General features: G+C 61.8%; 21 protein-coding genes and 1 tRNA gene. 18 read left to right on the forward strand and 4 right to left on the reverse strand.

The genetic code is table 11. The annotated features are described in order from the left end of the window. Nucleotides 1-119: 119 nt before the first annotated feature. From ACK56M_RS04985 to ACK56M_RS04995, 3 genes are all read right to left on the reverse strand, one after another. Nucleotides 120-1,106 (reverse strand): hypothetical protein, encoded by a 987-nt coding sequence (locus ACK56M_RS04985; RefSeq protein WP_325950358.1) that lies wholly within the window; start codon nucleotides 1,104-1,106, stop codon nucleotides 120-122. Beyond that, nucleotides 1,103-2,314, reverse strand: a complete 1,212-nt coding sequence (locus ACK56M_RS04990) for a tyrosine-type recombinase/integrase (RefSeq protein WP_325950995.1) — start codon at nucleotides 2,312-2,314, stop codon at nucleotides 1,103-1,105. Before ACK56M_RS04990 ends, ACK56M_RS04985 begins: the two co-directional genes overlap by 4 nt. A 208-nt stretch (nucleotides 2,315-2,522) precedes the next feature. Beyond that, nucleotides 2,523-2,607, reverse strand: a tRNA-Leu gene (locus ACK56M_RS04995). A 107-nt stretch (nucleotides 2,608-2,714) separates the two neighbouring features. Here ACK56M_RS04995 and queA point away from each other — a divergent pair. The 6 genes from queA to ACK56M_RS05025 all read left to right on the forward strand — a co-directional run bounded on the left by queA (nucleotide 2,715) and on the right by ACK56M_RS05025 (nucleotide 8,780). Then, nucleotides 2,715-3,764 carry a tRNA preQ1(34) S-adenosylmethionine ribosyltransferase-isomerase QueA gene (gene queA / locus ACK56M_RS05000; RefSeq protein ID WP_217190025.1) on the forward strand — a complete coding sequence of 350 codons (1,050 nt, stop codon included), beginning with the start codon at nucleotides 2,715-2,717 and terminating at the stop codon, nucleotides 3,762-3,764. A 14-nt stretch (nucleotides 3,765-3,778) separates the two neighbouring features. Next, nucleotides 3,779-4,894, forward strand: a complete 1,116-nt coding sequence (gene tgt, locus ACK56M_RS05005; RefSeq protein ID WP_013971009.1) for a tRNA guanosine(34) transglycosylase Tgt — start codon at nucleotides 3,779-3,781, stop codon at nucleotides 4,892-4,894. A gap of 42 nt (nucleotides 4,895-4,936) precedes the next feature. Next, nucleotides 4,937-5,272 (forward strand): preprotein translocase subunit YajC, encoded by a 336-nt coding sequence (gene yajC / locus ACK56M_RS05010; RefSeq protein ID WP_003259111.1) that lies wholly within the window; start codon nucleotides 4,937-4,939, stop codon nucleotides 5,270-5,272. A 64-nt stretch (nucleotides 5,273-5,336) separates the two neighbouring features. Beyond that, a complete protein-coding gene (secD, locus tag ACK56M_RS05015) occupies nucleotides 5,337-7,199 on the forward strand; it encodes a protein translocase subunit SecD (protein WP_015269010.1) in 1,863 nt (620 codons plus the stop codon). Nucleotides 7,200-7,209: 10 nt separating this feature from the next. Further along, a complete protein-coding gene (gene secF, locus ACK56M_RS05020) occupies nucleotides 7,210-8,118 on the forward strand; it encodes a protein translocase subunit SecF (RefSeq protein WP_013971011.1) in 909 nt (302 codons plus the stop codon). Between the two features lie 119 nt (nucleotides 8,119-8,237). Further along, nucleotides 8,238-8,780: a glycine zipper 2TM domain-containing protein gene (locus tag ACK56M_RS05025; RefSeq protein WP_411959284.1), complete on the forward strand. Its 543-nt coding sequence runs from the start codon at nucleotides 8,238-8,240 to the stop codon at nucleotides 8,778-8,780. Between the two features lie 216 nt (nucleotides 8,781-8,996). Here the strand turns inward: ACK56M_RS05025 and suhB are convergent, their stop codons facing one another. Beyond that, nucleotides 8,997-9,815, reverse strand: coding sequence for an inositol-phosphate phosphatase (gene suhB / locus ACK56M_RS05030; protein WP_003257850.1), 819 nt, complete (start codon nucleotides 9,813-9,815; stop codon nucleotides 8,997-8,999). Nucleotides 9,816-9,966: 151 nt separating this feature from the next. On the opposite strand from suhB, the gene trmJ reads away from it, so the two are divergent. The 12 genes from trmJ (at nucleotide 9,967) to rlmN (ending at nucleotide 18,910) form a co-directional block, all read left to right on the forward strand. Further along, on the forward strand, nucleotides 9,967-10,722 hold the full coding sequence (gene trmJ, locus ACK56M_RS05035; RefSeq protein ID WP_015269011.1) for a tRNA (cytosine(32)/uridine(32)-2'-O)-methyltransferase TrmJ: 756 nt from the start codon (nucleotides 9,967-9,969) through the stop codon (nucleotides 10,720-10,722). Nucleotides 10,723-10,725: 3 nt separating this feature from the next. After that, nucleotides 10,726-11,511, forward strand: coding sequence for a serine O-acetyltransferase (cysE, locus tag ACK56M_RS05040; RefSeq protein ID WP_013971015.1), 786 nt, complete (start codon nucleotides 10,726-10,728; stop codon nucleotides 11,509-11,511). A 179-nt stretch (nucleotides 11,512-11,690) separates the two neighbouring features. Then, nucleotides 11,691-12,182, forward strand: a complete 492-nt coding sequence (gene iscR, locus ACK56M_RS05045; RefSeq protein ID WP_008092572.1) for a Fe-S cluster assembly transcriptional regulator IscR — start codon at nucleotides 11,691-11,693, stop codon at nucleotides 12,180-12,182. A gap of 46 nt (nucleotides 12,183-12,228) precedes the next feature. Further along, nucleotides 12,229-13,443 carry an IscS subfamily cysteine desulfurase gene (locus ACK56M_RS05050; protein WP_013971017.1) on the forward strand — a complete coding sequence of 405 codons (1,215 nt, stop codon included), beginning with the start codon at nucleotides 12,229-12,231 and terminating at the stop codon, nucleotides 13,441-13,443. 46 nt (nucleotides 13,444-13,489) lie between these two features. Next, nucleotides 13,490-13,876, forward strand: a complete 387-nt coding sequence (gene iscU, locus ACK56M_RS05055; protein ID WP_003248539.1) for a Fe-S cluster assembly scaffold IscU — start codon at nucleotides 13,490-13,492, stop codon at nucleotides 13,874-13,876. 28 nt (nucleotides 13,877-13,904) lie between these two features. Then, nucleotides 13,905-14,228 (forward strand): iron-sulfur cluster assembly protein IscA, encoded by a 324-nt coding sequence (gene iscA, locus ACK56M_RS05060; protein WP_003257854.1) that lies wholly within the window; start codon nucleotides 13,905-13,907, stop codon nucleotides 14,226-14,228. 8 nt (nucleotides 14,229-14,236) lie between these two features. Beyond that, nucleotides 14,237-14,758: a co-chaperone HscB gene (gene hscB / locus ACK56M_RS05065; protein WP_015269012.1), complete on the forward strand. Its 522-nt coding sequence runs from the start codon at nucleotides 14,237-14,239 to the stop codon at nucleotides 14,756-14,758. Between the two features lie 42 nt (nucleotides 14,759-14,800). After that, entirely contained in the window at nucleotides 14,801-16,663 is a 1,863-nt protein-coding gene (hscA, locus tag ACK56M_RS05070; protein WP_015269013.1) for a Fe-S protein assembly chaperone HscA, read from the forward strand. Between the two features lie 3 nt (nucleotides 16,664-16,666). Continuing rightward, entirely contained in the window at nucleotides 16,667-17,008 is a 342-nt protein-coding gene (gene fdx / locus ACK56M_RS05075) for an ISC system 2Fe-2S type ferredoxin (RefSeq protein ID WP_013971020.1), read from the forward strand. 10 nt (nucleotides 17,009-17,018) lie between these two features. After that, the gene (iscX, locus tag ACK56M_RS05080) at nucleotides 17,019-17,219 is read left to right on the forward strand and encodes a Fe-S cluster assembly protein IscX (protein WP_003257859.1); all 201 of its coding nucleotides are present in this window, start codon (nucleotides 17,019-17,021) and stop codon (nucleotides 17,217-17,219) included. A gap of 89 nt (nucleotides 17,220-17,308) precedes the next feature. After that, entirely contained in the window at nucleotides 17,309-17,740 is a 432-nt protein-coding gene (gene ndk / locus ACK56M_RS05085) for a nucleoside-diphosphate kinase (protein ID WP_013971021.1), read from the forward strand. Between the two features lie 24 nt (nucleotides 17,741-17,764). Continuing rightward, on the forward strand, nucleotides 17,765-18,910 hold the full coding sequence (gene rlmN, locus ACK56M_RS05090; protein ID WP_013971022.1) for a 23S rRNA (adenine(2503)-C(2))-methyltransferase RlmN: 1,146 nt from the start codon (nucleotides 17,765-17,767) through the stop codon (nucleotides 18,908-18,910). Nucleotide 18,911 lies beyond the last annotated feature (1 nt).

Consider the following 18,911-nt stretch of genomic DNA (forward strand, 5'->3'; position numbering starts at 1 on the left):
CGGCCTCAAGGCCGGTCGCCATTCTGTCTGATGCAGTTACCACACACTAGGGCCAAAATACTATATCCCAATCATTCTTGGCAATACCCCATTCTTCCCGTACGGCATTTTAGTGCTCGTCACGGGTGGATACGCCCAACCTGCGCCTGGCAGGTTCGACAAATCCTAAAGGTTGAGCCGGTTGAGTCTTTGATTCTGCTAGATTCTTTGGCCGTGGTGGGCTTCCGGCAGTAATTGCATTTCATCTTGCGGCCCGCGCTTGATCGGTTGGAAAGGTTATCGGGGCGGCAGTCGAAGTAATTGCCGTTGACTGGCTCTACTCGCTTTCCGCTGGTGCGCTTTCCATTGGCGATTAGGTCTGCGAGCGGATAGCTATCCAGTTCGTAGTCCCCGGCCAGTTCAAGAACCGTTGGCGGCCTTGGGTCGTATTTAGCCTTGCACAGAATATCGGCAATCCCTTCTAGCCACTCCCGGCGATCAATGGAGTCAACGTCTTCCGCTACGTACTCTTTGACCTTGCTGGGTAGTGCTGAAAAAACAGCATCTGGTGGCGGATGGTGGCGCCCGCGATATCCTGCATTCACTGTTACGCGTATACCGAGTCGATCCCTTGGATCGGCGCACATGACGTGCCACTGCTCTGGTGCTTTCTCTCCGTTCGGGTATCGCCCCGTTCTGTTGAGATAGATCCATTGCCCCTGGAAATCAAAGAAGCCATAGAGCATTAGGCTCAGAAGCCGACTTACAGGTGGACCGTTAAAGGATACGTCTCGAATGTCACCGCGCTTTGTAATTTCCCTAGTGGTGTATTCCTGCCTGGCGTGTGAAGGCGCCGCTAACAAATTGCTTGGGGCAGGGTAGGGGAATGCTGTATCCAGCCCCCTGATGAATCTGGATTCGTCCTCCAATGTATTGAGGCTGTGCCCTTGCGATCCAAATAGCTTCCACCAGCGGCGAGCAGCCCAGCGCCTCAGCTCGTCTTTCAAGTGTCCGCTGATTCGATCATCGATTAGAGCCAGATCGCTAGCGTCAAGGCGATGAACCTCCTTGGCCTTTTTTTCGCGCTGCTTACGTTCCTTTTCCCATTCGGACCAGTCGTGAGTCATGGCTTTGCCCGCTTGATAGTCGCCACGTTCGCGCCAGCACACAGGGCATCTATCGAGTCTGCCCAGGTTTGCATCATGTCCCGGCGTTGTTCCAGGTAGTGCGCGTGGTTGTAAGTGTCGCGGATCGAGTCTTGATCGCCATGGGCAAGCTGCCGTTCAATCCAATCGCGGTTGTAACCCCGGCTGTTGAGGCTGGTGCTCAGCAGGTGGCGGAAGCCGTGGCCCGTCTGGCGCCCCTCGTAGCCCATCGTGGACAGGGCCTTGTTCACGGTGTTCTCGCTCATCGGCCTGGATCGATCATTGCGGCCAGGGAAGGCGAGGGGATATGTGCCGGTCAGCTCATGCAGGGTGCGCAGCAGTACTACTGCCTGGCGCGGGAGTGGGACTATGTGCGGGCGTCTTGCCTTCATCCGCGCTGCTGGGATCGTCCAGGTCGCGTCATCCAGGTCGAACTCCTCCCAGGGCGCCAGTCGCAGCTCACCGGGGCGCACTGCTGTCAGCAGTAGCAGGCGAATGGCGATCTTGCTGGTGATATCACATTGGGCTGCCTCCAGCTTCTCCAGCAGTTCGGGCAGCTCGGTTTCCGATACGTGCGGGTGATGGCGAGTGCGCGGGGCGTGGGCGGCTACTACGTCCAGATCGGTGGCGGGGTTGCCGGGTACCACGCCCTTGGCCAGGCCGAACCGGAATATCTGGCTCAGCCATTGGCGAACCTTGCGGGCGACGTTGAATGCCTCGCGCCGCTCGATCTTGCGCACCAGGTCTACCAGTTCAGGGCGCTGTACCTCGGCAGCAGGCCGCTTACCAATCACCGGGAAAATGTCCGACTCCAGGTACTGCAATGCCTTCGACGCGGTGGCCGGTGCCCATCGCGGGTGGTTGTAGGCGTACCACTCCCGCGCCAGTGACTCGACCGTCAGGGCCTGGATCGCAGCCGCCACCTTTTCCTGCTGTTTATAGGCGCTTGGGTCTACGCCCTGCGCCAGCAGCTTCTGTGCGGCATCACGGCGTTCGCGGGCATTGGCGAGCGTGACCGAGGGATAAGCGCCCACGGCCAGCATCTTCGCCTTGCCTTCAAATCGGTAGCGGACGCGCCACAGCTTGCTGCCGGTCGTCGTGACCTCAAGGCATAAGCCGTGAGCGTCAGCCAGGCGGTACAGCTTATCGCGGGGTTTGGCGGTGCGGATGGCAGTGTCGGTGAGCGCCACGGCGATACCCTTGTAGTTCACTGAGCACGCCGGAATGCGGTCAGTATGTGAGTAGATTTCTGGACCGAACTCGGTCTACTCACAAATCTACTCACATAACTTTGGGCTTACAAGGGAACCACTGGGAACGATAGACACAAAAAAACCGGCTCAGTGGCCGGTTTCTCTGGTGTTCCGGGTCTGGTAGGGACCGCTTGGAACTATATGATGGTGCCCCGAGGGAGACTCGAACTCCCACTCCTTTCGAAAACGGATTTTGAATCCGCCGCGTCTACCAATTCCGCCATCAGGGCTTGTGGCGCGCAGTATAGAGAGCCACCGCTGGTCGGTCAATCGGCTTTCATGGTCAATTTTCACACATTGGGCTAAACTTCCCGGCCCTGCCGAACCGAACATCATCATGCGCGTCGCCGATTTTTCCTTCGAACTCCCCGATTCCCTGATCGCCCGCCACCCGTTGGCCGAGCGCCATGGCAGCCGTCTGCTGGTGCTCGATGGGCCAACCGGCGCGCTGGCGCACCGGCAATTCCCCGATCTGCTCGAGTACCTGCGCCCCGGCGACCTGATGGTGTTCAACAACACCCGGGTGATCCCGGCGCGGTTGTTCGGCCAGAAAGCTTCCGGCGGCAAGCTGGAAGTGCTGGTCGAGCGCGTGCTCGACAGCCATCGGGTGCTGGCCCATGTACGCGCCAGCAAGGCGCCCAAGGTAGGCGCGGTCATCCTCATCGATGGCGGCGGCGAGGCCGAAATGGTCGCACGCCATGACACGCTGTTCGAGCTGCGCTTCACCGAAGAGGTGCTGCCGCTGCTCGACCGTGTCGGCCACATGCCGCTGCCGCCGTACATCGACCGCCCCGACGAGGGCGCCGACCGTGAGCGCTACCAGACTGTGTACGCCGAACGAGCCGGTGCAGTCGCCGCACCGACCGCAGGCTTGCACTTCGATGAGGCGTTGCTGGAGAAGATTGCCGCCAAGGGTGTAGAGCGTGCCTTCGTCACCTTGCACGTGGGCGCGGGCACCTTCCAGCCGGTGCGGGTCGACAAGATCGAAGACCACCACATGCATAGAGAGTGGCTTGAAGTGAGCCAGGAGGTGGTCGATGCCATCGAGGCTTGCCGCGCCCGTGGCGGCCGGGTAATCGCAGTCGGCACCACCAGCGTGCGTTCGCTGGAGAGCGCAGCGCGCGATGGCGTGCTCAAGGCCTTCAGCGGCGATACCGACATCTTCATCTACCCGGGCCGGCCGTTCCATGTGGTCGACGCCTTGGTCACCAATTTCCACCTGCCGGAGTCCACGCTGCTGATGCTGGTCTCGGCCTTCGCCGGCTACCCCGAGACCATGGCCGCCTACGCGGCAGCGGTCGAGCAGGGGTACCGCTTCTTCAGTTACGGTGATGCCATGTTCATCACCCGCAATCCGGCGCCACGCGGGCCCGAGGATCAAGCATGAGTCGCACCTGTCGAATGTCCTTCGAACTGCTGGCCACCGACGGCAAGGCCCGTCGTGGCCGCATCACCTTCCCACGTGGCACCGTGGAAACGCCGGCGTTCATGCCGGTGGGTACCTATGGCACGGTCAAGGGCATGCTGCCGCGCGACATCGAAGCCATCGGCGCCGAGATGATCCTGGGCAACACCTTCCACCTGTGGCTGCGCCCGGGCACCGAGGTGATCAAGAAGCACAACGGCCTGCACGACTTCATGCAGTGGAAAGGCCCGATCCTAACCGACTCCGGTGGCTTCCAGGTGTTCAGCCTGGGCGCCATGCGCAAGATCAAGGAAGAGGGCGTGACCTTCGCCTCGCCGGTCGATGGCGCCAAGGTGTTCATGGGCCCGGAAGAGTCGATGCAGGTGCAGCGTGACCTGGGCTCGGACGTGGTGATGATCTTCGACGAGTGCACCCCGTACCCGGCCGAGCACGATGTGGCGCGCGCGTCCATGGAGCTGTCGCTGCGCTGGGCCCAGCGCTCGAAGAACGCCCACGCCGACAACACCGCGGCGCTGTTCGGTATCGTCCAGGGTGGCATGTACCAGGACCTGCGCATGCGCTCGCTGGAAGGCCTGGAAAACATCGGCTTCGACGGCCTGGCCATTGGCGGTCTGTCGGTGGGCGAGCCCAAGCACGAAATGATCAAGGTGCTGGATTACCTGCCGGGCCAGATGCCTGCTGACAAACCTCGTTACCTTATGGGGGTAGGCAAACCGGAAGATCTCGTTGAGGGTGTGCGCCGCGGCGTCGACATGTTCGACTGCGTGATGCCGACGCGTAACGCGCGCAACGGTCATCTGTTCGTCGATACAGGGGTGATCAAGATTCGCAATGCGTTCCATCGCCACGATGATTCGCCGCTGGATCCGACCTGTGACTGCTACACCTGCACCAACTTCTCCCGCGCCTATCTCCATCACCTGGACAAGTGCGGCGAAATGCTGAGCAGCATGCTGAATACCATCCACAACTTGCGCCATTACCAGCGCTTGATGGCCGGTTTACGCGAGGCTATTCAACAAGGTAAATTGGCCGCCTTTGTCGACGCCTTCTACGCCAAGCGCGGGCTTCCTGTGCCGCCTTTGGACTGACTGTCTGCATCCATTATTAGAAAATTACATTAGGAGTGCCCAATGAGCTTCTTGATCCCCGCCGCTTACGCGGACGCCGCTGCACCTGCCGCCGGCCCAGCCGGTACCGGCTTCGAGTGGATTTTCCTGGTCGGTTTCCTGGTCATCTTCTACCTGATGATCTGGCGCCCGCAGGCCAAGCGTGCAAAAGAGCAGAAGAACCTGCTGAGCAACTTGCAGAAGGGTGACGAAGTTGTCACCAACGGCGGCATCGCTGGCAAGATCGTCAAGGTTTCCGATGATTTCGTGGTCCTGGAAGTTTCCGACAACGTCGAGCTGAAGTTCCAGAAGGGTGCCATCGCGGCCACCCTGCCAAAAGGTACGCTCAAGGCTATCTGAGTTACCGGTTTCATTTTTCCAGTCGGGGCGCGCAAAGCGCCCCGCGTCTTGAACGGGCGGCGTGATGCTGAACAAATACCCTCTGTGGAAATACGCACTGATCGTGCTGGTACTGGCGATCGGTTTTATTTATTCCGCTCCCAACCTCTACCCGGATGATCCGGCGGTACAGATCAGTGGTGCCAGTTCGGCGCTGCAGGTGAACCAGGCCGACCTCGACCGCGTCAGCAAGGCGCTGGGCGATGCCAAGATCGCCGTCAAGGGCGTGAGCCTGGGTGAGAAGGGCAGCGGGCTGATCCGCCTGACCAATCAGGAAGACCAGCTACCAGCCAAGGATGTAGTGCGCAAGGCACTGGGCGATGATTACGTCGTGGCCCTGAACCTGGCCCAGACTACCCCGCAATGGCTGCGCAACCTGGGCGCAAGCCCGATGAAGCTGGGCCTGGACCTGTCCGGTGGTGTGCACTTCCTGCTGGAAGTGGACATGGACAAGGCCATGAACGCCCGCATGAAAGTCTACGAAGGCGAGGTCAAGACCTTGCTGCGCAAAGAGCGCGTCCGCTACCGCAGCCTGCCTCAACAGGATGGCGGCATCATGCTGGGCTTTGCTGACGATGCTACCCGCGAACAGGCTCGTGTCCTGATCCGCAAGAATTTCAATGACTTCGACCTGACCACCACCGAGCGCAACGAGCTCGCCGTGCTGCGTCTGGCGCTGACCCAGGCGAAAGTCGCCGAGATCCGCGAATACTCGATCAAGCAGAACCTCACCACCGTCCGCAACCGGGTCAACGAGCTGGGTGTGGCCGAGCCGCTGGTACAGCGCCAGGGCGCCAACCGCATCGTGGTCGAGCTGCCAGGCGTGCAGGACACTGCCGAAGCCAAGCGTATCCTGGGTAAAACCGCCAACCTGGAGTTCCGCTTCGGTGCCGAGCCGGGTGCGTCCAAGGCCACTACCGAGGTGTTCGAGTTCCGTGAAGGCGGCCGCTCCGCCGCGGTCGAGCGCGGCCTGATCATCACTGGTGACCAGGTGACCGACGCCCAGGCCAGCTTCGACGAACAAGGTCGCCCGCAGGTGAACATCCGCCTGGATGGCCACGGTGGCGAGCTGATGACCCGCGCTACCCGCAGCAACGTCGGCCGCAGCATGGCGGTGATCTTCATCGAGCAGAAGCCGGTCACCCGCTACGTCAAGCAGACCGTCGACGGCGTCGAGAAGGACGTTGCCGTACAGAGCTTCCAGGAAGAGAAGAAGATCATCAGCCTGGCGACCATCCAGTCGCCGCTGGGCAGCCAGTTCCGCATCACCGGCCTGAACGGCCAGGGCGAATCGTCCGAACTGGCCCTGCTGCTGCGTGCCGGTGGCCTGGCTGCGCCGATGTACTTTGCAGAAGAGCGTACCATCGGCCCAAGCCTGGGTGCCGACAACATCACCAAGGGTATCGATGCGTCGCTGTGGGGCATGTTGTTCGTCTCGCTGTTCATCATCGCCATCTACCGCGCCTTCGGTGTGATCGCCACCATCGCCCTGGCAGGCAACATGGTCCTGCTGCTGGCGCTGATGTCGCTGTTGGGTGCTACCCTGACCCTGCCGGGTATTGCCGGTATCGTGTTGACCATGGGTATGGCGGTGGACGCCAACGTGCTGATCTTCTCGCGTATCCGCGAAGAGCTGAACGCCGGCATGTCGGTGCAACGCGCCATTCATGAAGGCTTCAACCGCGCCTACACCGCGATCATCGACGCCAACCTGACCAGCCTGCTGGTCGGCGGCATCCTGTTCGCCATGGGTACCGGCCCGGTCAAGGGCTTTGCGGTCACCATGTCCCTCGGGATTTTCACCTCGATGTTCACCGCCGTCATGGTGACCCGTGCAATGGTCAACCTGACCTGCGGCGGGCGTGACATCAAGAAGCTGTGGGTTTGAGGGAGCTGCGATGAAAACCATCAACTTCATGGGCGTGCGCAATGTCGCGTTCGCCGTTACCGTGCTCCTCACCGTGCTGGCACTGTTCAGCTGGTGGCAGAAGGGCCTGAACTTCGGCCTGGACTTCACCGGCGGTACGCTGATCGAGCTGACCTACGAGCGCCCGGCCGACCTCAAGGCGGTGCGTGCCGAGCTGGTCAATTCCGGCTTCCACGAGGCGGTAGTGCAGAGCTTCGGTGCCACCACCGACCTGCTGGTGCGCATGCCGGGTGATGACCCGCAGTTGGGCAACAAGGTAGCTGAAGCCCTGCAGAAGGCTGGCGGCGACAACCCGGCCAAGGTCAAGCGTGTCGAGTTCGTTGGTCCGCAGGTGGGTGAAGAGCTGCGCGACCAGGGTGGCATGGGCATGCTTCTGGCCCTGGGCGGCATCCTCATCTACCTGGCCTTCCGCTTCCAGTGGAAGTTCGCCGTGGGCGCGATCGTCTCGCTGATCCACGACGTGGTGGTGACCCTGGGTATCCTGTCGTTCTTCCAGATCACCTTCGACCTGACGGTGCTGGCAGCGGTGCTGGCGATCATCGGCTACTCGCTGAACGACACCATCGTCGTGTTCGACCGGGTGCGCGAGAACTTCCGCGTCATGCGCAAGGCCTCGCTGATCGAGAACATCAACGTTTCCACCACCCAGACCCTGCTGCGGACCATCGCCACCTCGGTTTCGACCTTGCTGGCCATTGCCGCGCTGCTGTTCTTCGGTGGCGACAACCTGTTCGGCTTCTCGCTGGCACTGTTCATCGGCGTCATGGCCGGTACCTATTCGTCGATCTATATCGCCAACGTGGTACTGATCTGGCTGAACCTGAGCAGTGAAGACCTGATCCCGCCAGCCAAGACCGATGGTGTGGACGACCGTCCATAAGGCGTGCTCCACGCCGTTTGGCGGCCAAAAAGGCGCGAGTGTTGAACTCGCGCCTTTTTTTTTACTCCAAGGCTGGGAGAAGGCGGGTCGGACCCGCGGGTGATGATCAGGAGGTTCGTGTGAACAAATCAATGCTTGTGGGTGCGGTACTGGGTGCTGTCGGTGTGACTGCCGGAGGTGCTGTCGCGACCTACAGCTTGGTCAACAAGGGGCCTGAATATGCACAGGTCACCGACGTGCAACCGATCAAACAACAGGTAAAAACCCCCCGTGAGGTCTGCAAGGACGTCGCCGTGACGCGTCAGGCGCCGGTCAAGGACCAGCACCAGATCGCCGGTACCGTGGTGGGCGCCATTGCCGGTGGCCTGCTGGGTAACCAGATCGGTGGTGGTAGCGGCAAGAAGATCGCCACCGTTGCCGGTGCGGTCGGTGGTGGTTATGCCGGTAACAAGGTGCAGGAGGGCATGCAGGAGCGTGACACCTACACCACCACGCAAAACCGCTGCAATACGGTCAACGATATCAGTGAGAAGGTGGTGGGCTACAACGTGAAGTACACCATCGGCGACAAGGTCGGGCAGGTGAAGATGGATCACGAGCCCGGTTCGACCATTCCACTGGACAAGAATGGCAAGCTGATCCTGAGCGAAGCCGGGCAGTAAGGCTCGGCGCGGTCTGCTCTTTGTAGGAGCGGCCTTGTGTCGCGAAAGGGGTGCGAAGCAGCCCCGACAATCTCTGATAGGTCGCGGATTCTGGGGGCGCTTCGCACCCCTTTCGCGACACAAGGCCGCTCCTACAGGGATCGCGAAAGTCTTGGGATATGGTTACAGGCATAAAAAAGCACCCCGAGGGGTGCTTTTTTTGCCAGCAATCCGCGCTTAGCGCTTCATGTTCTCTGGCAGGTGCGGCTGGATAGCGGTCAGCACGGCCTTGAAGCATTTGATGTTGCCCGCAACGATATGGCCCTTCTCGAGGAAGTCATGGCCGCCGTTGAAGTCGCTCACCAGGCCGCCCGCTTCCTGGATCAGCAGTACGCCGGCCGCCATGTCCCATTCGGACAGGCCCGACTCCCAGAAAGCGTCGAAACGGCCGGCGGCCACGTAGGCCAGGTCGAGGCTGGCGGAGCCGGCGCGGCGGATACCGGCGGTCTGGCCAGTCAGGGCGCGGAACATGCCCAGGTAGTTGTCCAGGTCGGCCATCTGGCTGTCACGGAACGGGAAGCCGGTACCCAGCAGCGCGCCTTCCAGGCTGGTGCGCGAGCTGACACGCAGGCGGCGACCATTGAGCTGGGCGCCACGGCCGCGGCTGGCAGTGAATTCTTCCTGGCGAACCGGGTCGACGATCACGGCGTGCTCAAGGCGGCCACGGTACTTGCAGGCGATGCTGACCGCGAAGTGGGGGATGCCGCGCAGGAAGTTGGTGGTGCCGTCCAGCGGGTCGATGATCCACAGGTAATCCTTGCCTTCTTCGCCGCTACCCGCGTGCAGGCCGGTTTCCTCGCCCTGGATGGAGTGGTTCGGGTAGGCCTTGCGCAGGGCGTTGACGATGCTCTGCTCGGCGGCGCGATCGACTTCGGAGACGTAGTCCTTGGCCTCTTTCTCATCGACCTTGATGCTATCCAGGCGTTCGATGGAGCGGAAAATCAGTTCACTGGCGCTGCGAGCGGCGCGCAGGGCGATATTCAGCATAGGCTGCATGGGCGGGTCACCTGGAGATGTTAAAGAAGAAAGCCGAACATTCTAGCAGAAAACTTTGGCGGCAGAAGTGTCACATTTGCTTTCATGGCGTTACGTCTGTCGGTTCTGTAAGATCGAAGGCCCTGATTCCTGCATCTGTGAGCACAACACCTTGCTGCAAAATATTCGTGTTGTTCTGGTCAATACCAGCCACCCCGGCAACATCGGCGGCGCTGCGCGTGCCATGAAAAACATGGGCTTGTCGCGTCTGGTGCTGGTACAGCCGAAAGAGTTCCCCGCCGTGGATGCCAGTGCCCGAGCCTCGGGTGCCGACGATGTGCTGGACAATGCCCAAGTGGTCGACAGCCTCGAGCAGGCGTTGGTCGGCTGCAACCTGGTAATGGGCACCAGCGCCCGCGAGCGGAGCATCCCCTGGCCGTTGATCGGCCCGCGCGAGTGCGGGGCCAAGGCGGTGGAGCATGCCAACGGTGGCGAGGAAATCGCCCTGGTGTTCGGGCGTGAACACGCCGGCCTGACCAACGAAGAACTGCAGCGATGTCACTTCCACGTGCACATTCCCTCCAACCCCGACTTCAGCTCGCTGAACCTGGCCGCCGCTGTCCAGGTGCTCTCCTACGAGGTGCGCATGGCCTGGCTTGCCGCCGGTGCAGTGCCGGGCAAAGTCGAGAAGGTTGACGCCAGCGAGCTGGCGACGATGGACGAAATGGAGCTGTTCTACGACCACCTGGAGAAGACCCTGGTCGGTATCGGCTTTCTCGACCCCGAAAAGCCCAAGCACCTGATGCCGCGCCTGCGCCGGCTGTATGGGCGGGTGGCGGTCGAACGTTCGGAAATGAGCATTTTGCGCGGCATCCTGACCGAGACCCAGAAAGTGGTCCGGGGCGAGCCGCATAAACGGAAGGACTGACAGATGTTCGAACGCCTGCGTGAAGATATTCAAAGCGTATTCCACCGTGACCCGGCTGCACGCAACGCCTTTGAGGTGCTGACCTGCTACCCAGGCATGCACGCCATCTGGCTGCACCGCCTGGGCAATGCCCTGTGGAAGCGTGATTTCAAGTGGCTGGCCCGCCTGGTATCGAACTTCGGCCGCTGGCTGACCGGCATCGAGATCCATCCCGGCGCCACCATCGGACGGCGCTTCTTCATTGACCACGGTATGGGTATCGTCATCGGTGAAACCGCCGAGATCGGCGATGATGTCACCCTTTATCAGGGCGTGACCCTGGGCGGCACCAGCTGGAACAAAGGCAAGCGACACCCCACCCTGGAAAACGGTGTGGTGGTAGGGGCGGGGGCCAAGGTGCTGGGCCCGTTCACCGTCGGCGCCGGGGCCAAGATCGGTTCCAATGCGGTGGTGACCAAAGCCGTGCCGGCCGGGGCTACGGCGGTTGGTATCCCCGGGCGAATCATCGTCAAGAGCGAAGACAACGAGGTCGAGGCCAAGCGTAAGGCCATGGCTGAAAAGATTGGCTTCGATGCCTACGGCGTCAGTGGCGACATGCCCGACCCGGTGGCCCGTGCCATCGGCCAGATGCTCGACCACCTGCAGGCAGTCGACGAACGGCTGGAGGGCATGTGCGGCGCCCTGACCAAGATGGGCAGTGATTACTGCGCCAAGGAACTGCCAGCCCTGCCGGAAGATGACTTCAAGGAAGTTGCCCAGGTGGCTCAGCGCGACACTCAGTCACATTGATTGCGCCGCCCTGAAATCATGGTGACATACGGGGCGTGTGCTCACGCCCCCTGTCTGCTACAATCGCGCCCGCCTCCCCGATGCAAACCCGACTAAAGCACTAGGTCTAATAGTTGACTTAAATGCTCGGGAATCGCATACTCGCTCACATCCTGTAACTCCCGTGGTACCCAATAGCCATGCGACTGACTACCAAAGGCCGATACGCCGTGACCGCCATGCTCGACCTGGCGTTGCACGCGCAGCATGGGCCGGTGTCTTTGGCCGACATTTCCGAGCGCCAGGGCATTTCCCTCTCTTATCTGGAACAGCTGTTCGCCAAGCTGCGCCGCAGCAGCCTGGTCTCCAGCGTGCGTGGTCCAGGCGGTGGCTACCAGCTGTCGCGGGGCATGGAAACCATCCAGGTGGCCCAGGTCATCGATGCGGTCAACGAATCGGTCGATGCCACCCGTTGTCAGGGCCTCGGGGACTGCCATGCCGGTGATACCTGCCTGACCCACCACCTGTGGTGCGACCTCAGCCAGCAGATCCATGAATTCCTCAGCGGTATAAGCCTGGCCGACCTCGTCATGCGCCGTGAGGTGCAGGAAGTCGCCCAGCGCCAGGACCTGCGTCGTGTCGCAGGCCGAACCGCCCAGCTGGACAAGATTGAGACGTCCGCCGTCGATTGATCCCACCGGGACGACGAGCGACGCCACCGCCTGATAGGAGAGACAAATGAAGTTGCCGATCTACCTCGATTACTCCGCGACCACCCCGGTCGACCCACGCGTGGCCCAGAAGATGGCCGACTGCCTGCTGGTCGACGGGAACTTCGGTAACCCGGCTTCGCGCTCCCACGTCTTTGGCTGGAAAGCCGAGGAAGCGGTCGAGAACGGTCGCCGCCAGGTTGCCGAACTGATCAACGCCGATCCGCGCGAAATCGTCTGGACCAGCGGTGCCACCGAGTCCGACAACCTCGCACTCAAGGGCGTCGCGCACTTCTATCAGACCAAGGGCAAGCACATCATCACCTCCAAGATCGAGCACAAGGCGGTCCTGGATACCGCTCGCCAGCTGGAGCGTGAAGGTTTCGAAGTCACCTACCTCGAGCCAGGCGAAGACGGCATCGTCACCCCGGCCATGGTCGAGGCGGCGCTGCGCGACGACACCATCCTGGTTTCGCTGATGCACGTGAACAACGAAGTTGGCTCGATCAACGATATCGCCGCCATCGGTGAACTGACCCGCTCGCGCGGCGTGCTGTTCCATGTTGACGCCGCGCAGTCGGCCGGCAAGGTCGAAATTGACCTGCAAAAGCTGAAGGTCGACCTGATGTCGTTCTCGGCGCACAAGGTCTACGGCCCGAAAGGCATCGGCGCACTGTACGTCAGCCGCAAGCCTCGTGTACGCCTGGAAGCCATCATTCACGGCGGTGGCCATGAGCGCGGCATGCGTTCGGGCACCCTGCCGACCCACCAGATTGTCGGCATGGGCGAAGCCTTCGCCATCGCCAAACAGGAAATGGCCGCGGAAAACGTACGCATCAAGGCCCTGAGCGACCGCTTCTTCAAGCAGGTCTCGGACCTCGAAGAGCTGTACGTCAACGGCAGCAAGACTGCCCGCGTACCGCACAACCTGAACCTGAGCTTCAACTACGTCGAAGGCGAATCGCTGCTGATGTCGCTGAAGGATATCGCCGTATCGTCCGGTTCGGCCTGCACCTCCGCGTCGCTCGAGCCGTCCTACGTATTGCGCGCCCTGGGCCGCAATGACGAGCTGGCGCACAGCTCGATCCGCTTCTCCTTCGGCCGCTTCACCACCGAAGAAGAAGTCGACTACGCCGCGCAGAAAGTCTGCGAGGCCGTGAACAAACTGCGTGAGCTGTCGCCGCTGTGGGACATGTACAAAGACGGCGTTGACATCTCCAAGATCGAGTGGGCCGCCCACTAAGCAGTCGCCGGCAAGAGCGGCTCCCTGATGAGGAAGGAATTGCACCATGGCATACAGTGAAAAGGTCATCGACCACTACGAAAACCCGCGCAACGTCGGCAAGATGAATGCCGAAGACCCGGACGTCGGTACCGGCATGGTCGGCGCCCCGGCCTGCGGTGACGTGATGCGCCTGCAGATCAAGGTCAACGAGCAGGGCGTGATCGAAGACGCCAAGTTCAAGACCTACGGCTGCGGTTCGGCCATCGCTTCCAGCTCCCTCGCCACCGAGTGGATGAAGGGCAAGACCCTGGACGAAGCCGAAACCATCAAGAACACCCAGCTGGCCGAAGAACTGGCGTTGCCGCCGGTCAAGATCCACTGCTCGGTACTCGCCGAAGATGCCATCAAGGCAGCCGTTCGCGATTACAAGCAGAAGAAAGGCTTGATCTAAGTCGCCTGTTGCGAGGTAAGGAGTCCTGATGGCTATCAGCATGACAGAAGCCGCCGCCAACCACGTGCGGCGTTCCCTGGAAGGGCGCGGCAAGGGCGAAGGCATTCGCCTGGGCGTGCGCACCACCGGTTGCTCGGGCCTGGCCTACGTGCTGGAATTCGTCGACGAGCTGGCGGACGAGGACCAGGTGTTCGAGAACCATGGCGTCAAGGTGATCATCGATCCCAAGAGCCTGGTCTACCTCGATGGCACCGAACTGGACTTCGTCAAGGAAGGGTTGAACGAAGGCTTCAAGTTCAACAACCCCAACGTGCGCGGTGAGTGTGGCTGCGGCGAAAGCTTCAACGTTTGAGGCTGGCTGTGGGTACTCCTTGTCATTTCGCATTGTTTGACCTCCAGCCAAGCTTCCGCCTGGATCTCGACAAGCTGGCCACTCGCTATCGCGAGCTGGCCCGCGAAGTCCATCCCGACCGCTTTGCCGACGCCTCCGAGCGCGAGCAGCGCGTGGCGCTGGAAAAGTCCGCGGCCCTCAACGACGCCTACCAGACACTGCGCAGTGCGCCGCGTCGCGCCCGCTACCTGCTGGCCATCGGCGGCCACGAAGTGCCTCAGGAGGTCACGGTCCACGACCCCGACTTCCTGTTGCAGCAGATGCAGTGGCGTGAAGAGCTCGAAGAACTGCAGGACGAAGCCGACCTCGATGGCGTGGCCGTGTTCAAGAAGCGCCTGAAGGTCGCCCAGGACACGCTGAACGAGGACTTTGCCGCCTGCTGGGACGCCCCGGGCGAGCGCGACAAGGCCGAACGCCTGATGCGCCGCATGCAGTTCCTCGACAAGCTCGCCCAAGAAGTGCGCCAACTGGAAGAGCGCCTCGACGATTAACCCGGTGCTGCCCGTGATAGCACCTAAGGTATTCAGATAAGCATGGCCCTACTGCAGATTGCCGAACCCGGTCAAAGCCCTCAGCCGCATCAGCGCCGCCTGGCGGTGGGGATCGACCTGGGTACCACCAACTCCCTGGTCGCCGCACTGCGCAGCGGCCGTAGCGAGCCCCTGCCCGACGCGCAGGGCAATGTCATTCTGCCGTCCGCGGTGCGCTACCTCGAAGGGCGCAACGAAGTGGGGCAGGCTGCACGCGATGCCGCTTCCAGCGACCCGCTGAACACCGTGCTGTCGGTCAAGCGCTTGATGGGGCGCGGCCTGGCCGACGTCAAGCAACTGGGCGAGCAGCTGCCGTACCGCTTCGTTGGCGGTGAGTCGCACATGCCGTTCATCGACACCGTGCAGGGGCCGAAAAGCCCGGTGGAAGTGTCCGCCGATATCCTCAAGGTGCTGCGCGAGCGTGCCGAAGCCACCCTCGGTGGTGAGCTGGTGGGCGCGGTTATCACCGTGCCGGCCTATTTCGACGATGCCCAGCGCCAGGCCACCAAGGACGCTGCGCGCCTGGCCGGCCTGAACGTGCTGCGCCTGCTCAACGAGCCGACCGCCGCTGCCGTGGCCTATGGCCTGGACCAGAACGCCGAAGGCGTGGTGGCCATCTATGACCTGGGCGGCGGTACCTTCGACATTTCCATCCTGCGCCTGACTGCCGGCGTATTCGAAGTGCTGGCCACCGGTGGCGATACCGCCTTGGGCGGTGACGACTTCGACCACGCCATCGCTGGCTGGATCATCGAGCAGGCCGGGCTGTCATCCGACCTGGACCCGGCCACCCAGCGCGCACTGTTGCAGACCGCCTGCGCCGCCAAGGAAGCCCTGACCGACGCCGACGTGGTCAGCGTCAGCCATGGCACCTGGCAGGGCGAGTTGAGCCGCGCCGGTTTCGAAGCCATGATCGAGCCCATGGTCGCCCGCAGCCTCAAGGCCTGCCGCCGCGCCGTGCGTGACAGCGGTATCGAGCTGGAAGAAGTCAGCGCCGTGGTCATGGTCGGTGGTTCGACCCGCGTACCGCGTGTGCGTGAAGCCGTCGGAGCACTGTTCGGCCGCACCCCGCTGACCTCGATCGACCCCGACCAGGTGGTGGCCATCGGTGCCGCCATCCAGGCCGATACCTTGGCCGGCAACCGCCGCGAAGGTGGCGAACTGCTGCTGTTGGATGTCATCCCGCTGTCGCTTGGCCTTGAGACTATGGGCGGGCTGATGGAGAAGGTGATCCCGCGCAACACCACCATCCCGGTGGCGCGTGCCCAGGAGTTCACCACCTATAAAGATGGCCAGTCGGCCATGATGATCCACGTGCTGCAGGGCGAGCGCGAGCTGATCAGCGATTGCCGCTCGCTGGCGCGCTTCGAGTTGCGTGGCATCCCGGCCATGGTCGCCGGTGCGGCAAAGATCCGCGTCACCTTCCAGGTCGACGCCGACGGCCTGCTCAGCGTCGCCGCCCGCGAGCTGGGCTCGGGCGTGGAAGCCAGCATTCAGGTCAAGCCGTCCTACGGCCTGACCGACGGCGAAATCGCCCGCATGCTCAAGGATTCCTTCGAACACGCAGGTTCCGACAAGCAGGCCCGCCAGCTGCGCGAGCACCAGGTGGACGGCGAGCGCCTGCTCGAAGCGGTACAGGGCGCCCTGGACGCCGACGGCGAACGCCTGCTCAGCAGTGACGAGCGCGACGCCATCGAATTCCAGATGCAAGAACTACGTGATTTGCTGGCCGGCACCGATGGCGCAGCCATCGAGCAACAGACCAAACGTCTGTCGCAGGTGACCGACGCATTTGCCGCCCGTCGCCTTGATTCGACGGTCAAAGCCGCACTGGCCGGGCGCAACCTGAATGAGATCGAGGAGTAACCGATGCCGCTGGTGACATTCCTGCCGCACGAGAAGTTCTGCCCCGAAGGGCTGACCGTGGAAGTCGAGACCGGGACCAACATCCTGGAGCTGGCCCACGACCATCACATCGAGATGGAAAGCGCCTGCGGCGGCGTCAAGGCCTGCACCACTTGCCACTGCATCGTGCGCAAGGGCTTCGACTCGCTCGAAGAAGCCGACGAACTGGAAGAGGACATGCTGGACAAGGCCTGGGGCCTGGAGGCTCAATCGCGCCTCGGCTGCCAGGTGGTTGTCGCTGACCAGGACCTGGTCATCGAGATCCCCAAGTATTCGCTCAACCACGCCGCCGAAGCGCCGCACTGAGGTTTACCCCATGAGCCTGAAATGGATTGATGTACTTGAGATCGCCATCCAGCTTGCAGAAAGCAAGCCGGAAGTCGATCCTCGTTATGTGAATTTCGTCGATCTGCACCGCTGGGTGCTGGCCTTGCCAGAATTCAGCGACGATCCGTCACGCGGCGGCGAGAAAGTGCTCGAGGCCATCCAGGCGGCCTGGATCGAAGAAGCCGACTGAACGCGTCCTGCAGGTTAGGCAATCCCCTGGAACCCGCGTATAATTCGCGGGTTTAATTTTTCGCAACACTCATTTTTCTGGAGTTTTCCATGGCTGTTCAACGTACTTTCTCCATCATCAAGCCTGACGCCGTTGCCAAGAACGTCATCGGCGAGATCACCACTCGTTTCGAGAAAGCCGGCCTGCGCGTCGTCGCTTCGAAAATGAAGCAACTGTCCAAAGCCGAAGCCGAAGGCTTCTACGCCGAACACAAAGAGCGCGGCTTCTTCGGTGACCTGGTTGCCTTCATGACTTCCGGCCCGGTCATCGTTCAGGTTCTGGAAGGCGAAAACGCCGTTCTGGCCAACCGCGAGCTGATGGGCGCCACCAACCCGAAAGAAGCTGCTGCCGGCACCATCCGTGCTGACTTCGCCGTTTCCATCGACGAAAACGCTGTTCACGGTTCCGACTCGGAAGCTTCGGCTGCCCGCGAAATCGCTTACTTCTTCTCCGCTACCGAGCTGTGCGACCGCATTCGCTAAGCGAAGCAGGTCTTGGGTGATTCCATGAGTGACATGACTGGCAAGATCAACCTGTTGGGCCTGACCCTGCAGGAAATGGAAAAATTCTTCGAGTCGATCGGAGAGAAGCGTTTTCGTGCCGGTCAGGTCATGAAATGGATTCACCACTATGGCGTCGACGATTTCGCCGCCATGACCAATGTCGGCAAGGCCTTGCGCGAAAAGCTCGAGGCCGTTGCCGAGATTCGGGGCCCGGAAGTGGTCAGTGAAGACATTTCCGCCGACGGTACCCGCAAGTGGGTGGTCCGCGTTGCCTCCGGCAGCTGCGTCGAGACCGTCTACATCCCCACCGACGATCGCGGCACCCTGTGCGTGTCGTCGCAAGCCGGCTGTGCCCTGGACTGCAGCTTCTGCTCCACCGGCAAGCAAGGCTTCAACAGCAACCTCACCGCCGCCGAAGTGATCGGCCAGGTGTGGCTTGCCAACAAATCCTTCGGGACCGTTCCGGCCAAGATCGACCGCGCCATTACCAACGTGGTCATGATGGGCATGGGCGAACCCCTGCTGAATTTCGACAATGTCATCGCCGCCATGAAGATCATGATGGAAGATCTGGGCTATGGCATTTCCAAGCGTCGCGTCACCCTGTCCACCTCGGGCGTGGTGCCGATGATCGACGAGCTGGCCAAGCACATCGACGTGTCGCTGGCCCTGTCGCTGCACGCACCGAACGACGAACTGCGCAACAAGCTGGTACCGATCAACAAGAAGTACCCGCTGAAGATGCTGCTGGAATCGTGCATGGGCTACATGTCCACCCTGGGTGGCAAGCGCGTGCTGACCATCGAGTACACCCTGCTCAAGGACGTCAACGACCAGCCTGAGCATGCTGCGCAAATGATCGAGCTGCTGCGCGACGTACCCTGCAAGATCAACCTGATCCCGTTCAACCCGTTCCCGCACTCGGGCTACGAGCGGCCGAGCAACAACGCCATTCGCCGCTTCCAGGATCTGTTGCACCATGGTGGCTTCAACGTCACCACCCGCACCACCCGTGGTGATGACATCGACGCTGCCTGTGGTCAGCTGGTCGGCCAGGTCAACGACCGCACCCGCCGCAGCGAGCGCTACATCGCTGTGCGCCAGCTGTCCGCGGACGCCGAGCTGCAAGACAGCCCCGCCAGCCACTGAC

The organism is Pseudomonas sp. s4 (assembly GCF_046764235.1).
GTDB lineage: Bacteria > Pseudomonadota > Gammaproteobacteria > Pseudomonadales > Pseudomonadaceae > Aquipseudomonas > Aquipseudomonas asiatica.